The sequence below is a fragment of the Micromonospora globispora genome, assembly GCF_003857015.1.
Classification (GTDB): domain Bacteria; phylum Actinomycetota; class Actinomycetes; order Mycobacteriales; family Micromonosporaceae; genus Micromonospora; species Micromonospora globispora.
On record NZ_QGGF01000588.1, the window covers coordinates 20,892 to 27,473 of the forward strand.

Sequence of the window (6,582 nt, forward strand, 5' to 3'; positions counted from 1 at the left end):
ACTACGATCCGGGCATGGCCGAGCCCCTGCGCGACCGTGCCCGCCGCGCGACCGGCTGGCGGCTGCGCATGAACGGGGACCGCCCGCACTACGTGGTCTGCGGCTCCGACCCGCTGGCCTACTGGGTGGTCAAGGCGCTGCTGCTCGCCACCGAGTCCCCCGCCGACCGGGTCCGCGTCACCCTGGTGGTGCCCGAGCGTCGCCGCTCCGAAGGGCCGGACGGTCGCGACATCGACGGCATCCAGGTCATCCGGGCCGACCGGCTGGACGAGGCGACGTTCCGCCGGGCCGGGCTGGCCGGTGCGGACGGCCTGGCCCTGCTGCGCCAGGACGACGTGGGCAACATGCACGCCGCGCTCTGCGCCCAGGAGGTGGAGCCGCGGCTGCGCCTGGTGGTGCGGATGTTCAACACCAGCCTGGCGAACGGGGTGCGGCAGCTCTTCCCCGACTCGGCGGTGCTCTCCGACGCCTCGATGGCCGCCCCGGCGTTCGTGGCCGCCGCGCTCGGCGAGCTGGCCCCCACCCACTTCCGGCACGCCGGGCGCACCCTCTACATGGCCCGGCGCGTCGACGTACGCCCCGACGACGTCGTCTGCGGGCTGGCCGTCACCACCGACCCGGACCTGATTCGGGTACTGCCGGCGGACGAGCCGGCCGCCGATGTCGTATTGGCGGAGGCGGCCGGCCAGCCGGTCGGCACCGAGCTGGCGGCCCGCCGGCTGGTCCGGGCCCGCCGGCGGCGCCAGCCCGTCGCGGTGCTGGTCCGCGCGATCCGCAGCTTCGCCACCCGCAAGATCGGCATAGCGGTGCTCCTGCTGCTGGCGGTGATCGCGCTGCTCGGTTGGCTGAACGCGCGGGCGGCGCACGTCGACTGGTCCGACGCGCTCTACCTCACCCTGGTCACCACGCTCAGCGGCCAGGACCCGGACCTGACCAAGCCGGCCGCCGCCCAGGTGATGCAGGTGGTGCTGAACCTCGCCGGGTTGGCGCTGATCCCGCTCATCACCGCCGTGGTGGTCGACGGCATCGTCAACGCCCGACTGGCCCTGCACGCCGGGCGGATACAGCCGGACCGGTCCGGCCACGTCGTGGTGGTCGGGCTGGGCAACATCGGCACCCGGGTCATGGCCCAGCTGCACGACTTCGGCGTCGAGGTGGTGGCCATCGACAAGGACCCGGACGCGCGGGGGGCGGCGCTGGCCCATCGGCTCGGCGTACCGCTGATCGTGGGGGACGCGGGGCTGGAGGAGACGCTCCGGGCCGCCTCGGTCGACACCTGCCAGGCGCTGGTAGTGGTCTCCACCGACGACGGCACGAACCTGCGCGCCGCGCTGAACGCCCGCGCCCTCGACGCCGACCTGCGGGTGGTGCTGCGGCTCTTCGACGGCGACTTCGCGGAACGGGTCCAGAAGGCGTTCGGCATCGGCATCTCACGCAGCGTGTCCTACCTCGCGGCGCCCGCGTTCGCGGCGGCGCTGCTGGACCGCGCGGTGATCGCCACCATCCCGATCGACCGGCACGCGCTGCTGGTCACCGAGGTTCCGGTGGCCGCCGGCTCGCCGCTGGACGGTCGGCCGCTCGCTGCGGTGGCCCGACCCGGTGAGGTGCGGTTGCTCGCGCACACCCGGGCCGGGGCGCAGCGCACCGACTGGTCTGCGGACCCGCGGTTGGTGATCCACGCCGGGGACCGGCTGACCGTGGTGGCCCGCCGGGCCGGGCTCAGTGCCCTGTTGCGCGAGACCACCCCGGCCCCGCCGCCGGCCCACGCCGGCGCCCCGTTTCCCCGCCAGCCGGAGGAGTGAGCCCGGTCAGCGGCGAGCGTCGACGGTGTGGCGGACGGCGTACCAGAGGGCGCCGAGGGCGAGGACACCGAAGCCGGCGAGCACGCTCGTGACCGGCAGGCTGACCGCCAGCACCACGCAGCCGACCAGCCCCAGAGCCGCGATGAGCTGCACCGGGATCTTCCGGTCCGGGTCCCGGCCGAGAGTGAGCGCGGAGGCGTTGGCGATCGCGTAGTAGACCAGCACCGTGGAGCTGGAGAAGCCGATGGCGCCCCGGACGTCACCGAGGGAGACGACCAGGATCACCACGGCGGCGATGGCGATCTCGGCGCGCGCGGGCACCCGGTAGGTGGGGTGCACGGCCGCGAGCGCCGCGGGCATGTCCCGGCGGCGGGCCATCGCCAACAGGGTCCGTCCGACCCCGGCGAGCAGCGAGAGGAGTACGCCGGTGACGGCCACCGCCGCTCCGGCGCGGACCACCCAGGCCAGGCCGGGCAGCCCGGCGGCGGTCACCACGTCGGCCAGCGGTGCGGTGGAGGCGGCGAGCCGCTCCGATCCGAGCACGCCCAACGAGATCGCGGCCAGGGTCAGGTAGATCAACAGCACCAGTCCGAGCGCCAGCGGGATGGCGCGAGGGATGGTCCGCCGCGGGTCGCGTACCTCCTCGCCGAGGGTGGCGATCCGGGCGTACCCCGCGAAGGCGAAGAAGAGCAGCCCCGCGGCGGTCAGCACCCCGCGGTCGCCCGTGCCGCCCAGGCCACCGAGCCGGGACGCGGCGAAGCCGCCCGCGAGCAGGCCCGCGACGGCGACCGTGGCCAGCACCGCGAGGGTCACCGTGACCAGCGCCCGGGTGGCCGCGGCGGTCTTGCCGATGCCCCGCACGTTCACGGCGGTCACCGCGATCACCGCGAGGACGGCGACCGGTCGCGCGTGCCCGGGCCACAGGTACGCCCCGATGGTGAGCGCCCCCGCCGCGCAGCTCGCCGTCTTGCCGATGACGAAGCCCCAGCCGGCGATGAAGCCCGCGAACGGGCTCAACCGTTCGCGGCCGTAGACGTAGGTGCCGCCGGACTCGGGGTAGCGGGCGGCCAGCCGGGCCGAGCTGGTGGCGTTGCAGAAGGCGACGAAGCCCGCCAGCACCAGGGCCACCAGCAGCCCGCCCCCACCGGCGGCCGCCGTGGCGGGGGCGAAGACCACGAAGACGCCGGCACCGAGCATCGATCCCAACCCGATGACCACCGCATCGGGTACGCCCAACCGCCGCGCCAGTTGATCCACGCCCGGCACCCTACGGGTACGAGGTGAACGGGCGGTCCCAGTTGTGCAACCGCGCGGGCAGCGGCAGGTTGTCCCACGGCACCCGGTGCAGCAGCCGGTCCAGCAGCAGCCCGAGCAGCAGCCCGGCCACCGAGTCGGTCAACCAGTGCCAGCCGAGGTAGGTGGTGGTGCTCAGCACGATCAGCGGCGGCAGCACCCGCACCACGGTGACCAGGCCGTCCGGCACGGTACGCCCGGAGGTGCGCAGCAGCGGGGCGAGCAGCAGAGCCAGCACGCCATACCAGACGATCGCGTTGGCGACGTGGCCCGACGGGTACGACTGGGCGAACCGTACGGGCAGGTCGTGCTGGAAGAGCGGCAGCGTCTGCTCCGGCGGCAGGAACGGCTCCTTGACGCTGGCGCTGGGCGCCGGGCGGGCGGTCCAGACCTTCAGCGGTCCGATCGTCAGGGACGTGAGGACGAAGGCGGTCACCGGGGGCAGCACCGGACGTATCGAGCGGAGCCGCCACGCCACCAGCACGCCGAGCCCGGTCGCGATCAGCGTCAGCGGGCTGCCCTGGCCGAGGAAGTTGAGGATCATCGCCGTCCACCGCGCGGCGGTGGGTCGGTGCGCCTCGGCCCAGTCGGCGACCGACCGGTCGATGCCGAACAGGTGGCCCGTGGTCAACGCGACGGTCAAGCCGACCAGCGTGGCGAGCAGCAGCGCGTCGAACCACCACCCGGCCGGACGGACCGGGCGGAGCCGCACCTGGCCGCGTACTCCCGTGGTCTCCCGCACGCGCCCACGCTACCGGCCGCCCACGGCGCCGGTCGGCGCGGGCGCGGGACGGCCTGTGGGCCCAACCACGATGGGAAGCGCTCCGGCGGGGTGAGCGTCACACTTGTCCCCGTGCGGATCACCTCGGCCCTCGTCGACCCGGCGCTGCTCGACCTTCCCTGGTCGACGCCGCTGGAGGAGTGGCCTGCCCAGCACCTGGTCGCGCTGCCCCAGGGCATCTCGCGGCACATCGTGCGTTTCGTCCGGCTCGGCGAGTACGTCTACGCGGTGAAGGAGACCGGCGAGCGGGTGGCCGAGCGGGAGTACGACCTGCTCCGCGCGCTGGAGCGGATCGACTTCCCGTCGGTCGAGGCGATCGCGATCGTGGCCGACCGGCAGACCGACGACGGGGAGCCGCTGGACCCGGTGCTGATCACCCGGCACCTGCAATTCTCGCTGCCGTACCGGGCGCTCTTCTCCAACACGCTTCGTCCGGAGACGATGAACCGGCTGCTGGACGCGCTCGCCGCGCTGCTGGTCCGGATGCACCTGACCGGTTTCTTCTGGGGTGACTGCTCGCTCTCCAACACGCTGTTCCGGCGCGACGCGGGCGCGTTCGCCGCTTACCTGGTGGACGCCGAGACCGGGGCGCTGCACAGCTCGCTCTCCAACGGCCAGCGCGGCGAGGACCTGGAGATCGCCCGGGTCAACATCTTCGGTGAGGCGCTGGATTTGCAGGCCGCCGGGCTGCTGCACGAGGCGATCGACCCGGAGGTGGTCTGCGAGGAGGTCGTCCAGCGCTACGAGCGGCTCTGGCACGAGATCACCTACGAGCAGCAGGTCGAGCGGGAGTCCCGGCACGACATCGAGGGCCGGATCCGCCGCCTCAACGAGCTGGGGTTCGACGTCGCCGAGGTGGCCCTGTCGACGGTCGACAACGGCCGGTACCTCGTCCGCCCGAAGGTGGTCGACGCCGGCTACCACACCCGGCGCCTGCTCCGGCTGACCGGCCTGGACGCCGAGGAGAACCAGGCCCGCAAGCTGCTCAACGACCTGGACGCGTACCGGGTGGAGAGCGACCTGACCGACGAGCAGCAGGCGGCGCACCGCTGGCTGACCGAGGTCTTCGAGCCGGTGGTCCGGGCGGTGCCGGCGCACCTGCGCCGCAAGCTGGAGCCGCAGGAGCTCTTCGCGCAGATCATCGAGCACAAGTGGCTGCTCTCCGAGCGGGCCGGCCGGGACGTGGGGATGGGTCCGGCGGTGCAGTCGTTCCTGGCCGACGTGCTGGTGCACCGCCCGGACGAGCAGGCCGTGCTCGGCGTCGAGGTACCCACCGCCGGCTGACCGGCCGGCGCCGGGCGGGTGGCGCAGCGGTCAGTCCAGCCAGGAGCCGGCGCGCATCACCCGGACCACGTTGAGGTCGTCGTCGAGGACGACCAGGTCGGCCCGGAGGCCGATCTGGATCGACCCGACCTTGTCGCCGAGGCCGATCGCGCGGGCCGGGGTGGTGGCCACCATCCGGCAGGCGTCCGACATGGGGATGCCGGCGGCCACCGCATGCCGGAGGGCGGCGTCCATGGTGAGCGTGCTGCCCGCGATCGCGCCACCCTCGCTCAGCCGGGCCACCCCGTCGGCCACGGTGACGGCCTGGCCGCCCAGCTCGTACTCGCCGTCGGGCATGCCGGCCGCGGCCATCGCGTCGGTGATCAGGGCGGCCCGCTCCGGGCCGGCGACCGAGGTGGCGAAGCAGAGCATGCCGTCGTGCAGGTGGACGCCGTCGGCGACCAGCTCGCAGACCACGTTCGGGGCGTCGAGCAGGGCCACCACCGGCCCGGGTTCCCGGTGGTGCACCGGACGCATGCCGTTGAAGAGGTGCGTGCCGACGCTCGCGCCGGCGGCGACGGCGGCCCGGGTCTGCTCCCAGGTGGCGTCGGTGTGGCCCACCGCGGCGACCACGCCGTGCCCGGTGAGCAGCTTGATCGCCGCCAGCGCGCCGTCCCGCTCCGGCGCCAGGGTGACCATCCGGACCGCGCCCGCACCCAGCTCGATCAGCTGGGAAAGCTCCTCCGTGGACGGGTCGCGCAGAAACTCCGGGTTCTGCGCGCCGCAGCGCGCCGCCGACAGGTACGGCCCTTCGAAGTGGACACCGGCCAGCACGCCCGCCTCGACCAGCGGCCGGAAGGCGGCGACGGCGTCCCGCATCAGCTCGAACGGGGAACTGACCAGGCTGGCCAGCAGCGTGGTGGTGCCGTGTCGCAAGTGGAACGCGGCGGCCTCGCGGGCCGAGTCGGCCTCGCCGGTGGTGAAGGTGTGGCCGCCACCCCCGTGGGTGTGCATGTCCACGAAGCCCGGCACGATCCAGTGCCCGTCGCGCACCGACGGGTACTCGGCGACGGCCCTGATCCGGTCGCCCTCGATCTCCACGCAGCCCTGCCGGATCACGCCGGTCGGGGTCACCACCTTGCCGTTCACCCGTAGCGTCATCGGGTCTCCTCCTCCAGCCTCGGGGGCAGCTCAGGGCCGGGCGTCGAGCGCCAGCAGGGCGGCGCCGCGGCAGCCGGCCTCGTCACCGAGGGCGGCCGTGACCAGGCGCGGCTCCCGGTGGAACGTCATCCGTTCGTGCAGCGCCGCGCGCAGCGGGTCGAGCAGCCGCGGACCCGCCTGGGCCAGCCCGCCGCCGATCACGATCGTGGCCACGTCGAAGAGGGCCTGACCGGTGGCGAGCCCGTCGGCGAGCGCCTCGACGGCCTCCCGCCAGACCCGGAC

At 74.0% G+C, this 6,582-nt stretch carries 6 protein-coding genes; 2 read left to right on the forward strand and 4 right to left on the reverse strand.

The features are described from left to right. The first annotated feature begins 14 nt into the window (after positions 1-14). Entirely contained in the window at positions 15-1,802 is a 1,788-nt protein-coding gene (locus tag DKL51_RS29770; protein WP_243420615.1) for a potassium channel protein, read from the forward strand. A 6-nt stretch (positions 1,803-1,808) separates the two neighbouring features. On the opposite strand, the gene DKL51_RS29775 is transcribed toward DKL51_RS29770, so the two are convergent. Together DKL51_RS29775 and DKL51_RS29780 are read right to left on the reverse strand one after the other, a co-directional pair. After that, a complete protein-coding gene (locus tag DKL51_RS29775; protein WP_109946022.1) occupies positions 1,809-3,059 on the reverse strand; it encodes an APC family permease in 1,251 nt (416 codons plus the stop codon). A 10-nt stretch (positions 3,060-3,069) separates the two neighbouring features. Then, entirely contained in the window at positions 3,070-3,807 is a 738-nt protein-coding gene (locus DKL51_RS29780; RefSeq protein WP_185734961.1) for a phosphatase PAP2 family protein, read from the reverse strand. A 141-nt stretch (positions 3,808-3,948) separates the two neighbouring features. On the opposite strand from DKL51_RS29780, the gene DKL51_RS29785 reads away from it, so the two are divergent. Further along, entirely contained in the window at positions 3,949-5,160 is a 1,212-nt protein-coding gene (locus DKL51_RS29785) for a DUF4032 domain-containing protein (RefSeq protein ID WP_109945984.1), read from the forward strand. Between the two features lie 30 nt (positions 5,161-5,190). On the opposite strand, the gene nagA is transcribed toward DKL51_RS29785, so the two are convergent. Together nagA and DKL51_RS29795 are read right to left on the reverse strand one after the other, a co-directional pair. After that, on the reverse strand, positions 5,191-6,300 hold the full coding sequence (gene nagA, locus DKL51_RS29790; RefSeq protein WP_109945983.1) for an N-acetylglucosamine-6-phosphate deacetylase: 1,110 nt from the start codon (positions 6,298-6,300) through the stop codon (positions 5,191-5,193). Positions 6,301-6,330: 30 nt separating this feature from the next. Next, positions 6,331-6,582 (reverse strand): ROK family protein (locus DKL51_RS29795; RefSeq protein WP_124812832.1); only part of this gene is annotated, 252 nt, incomplete at its 5' end.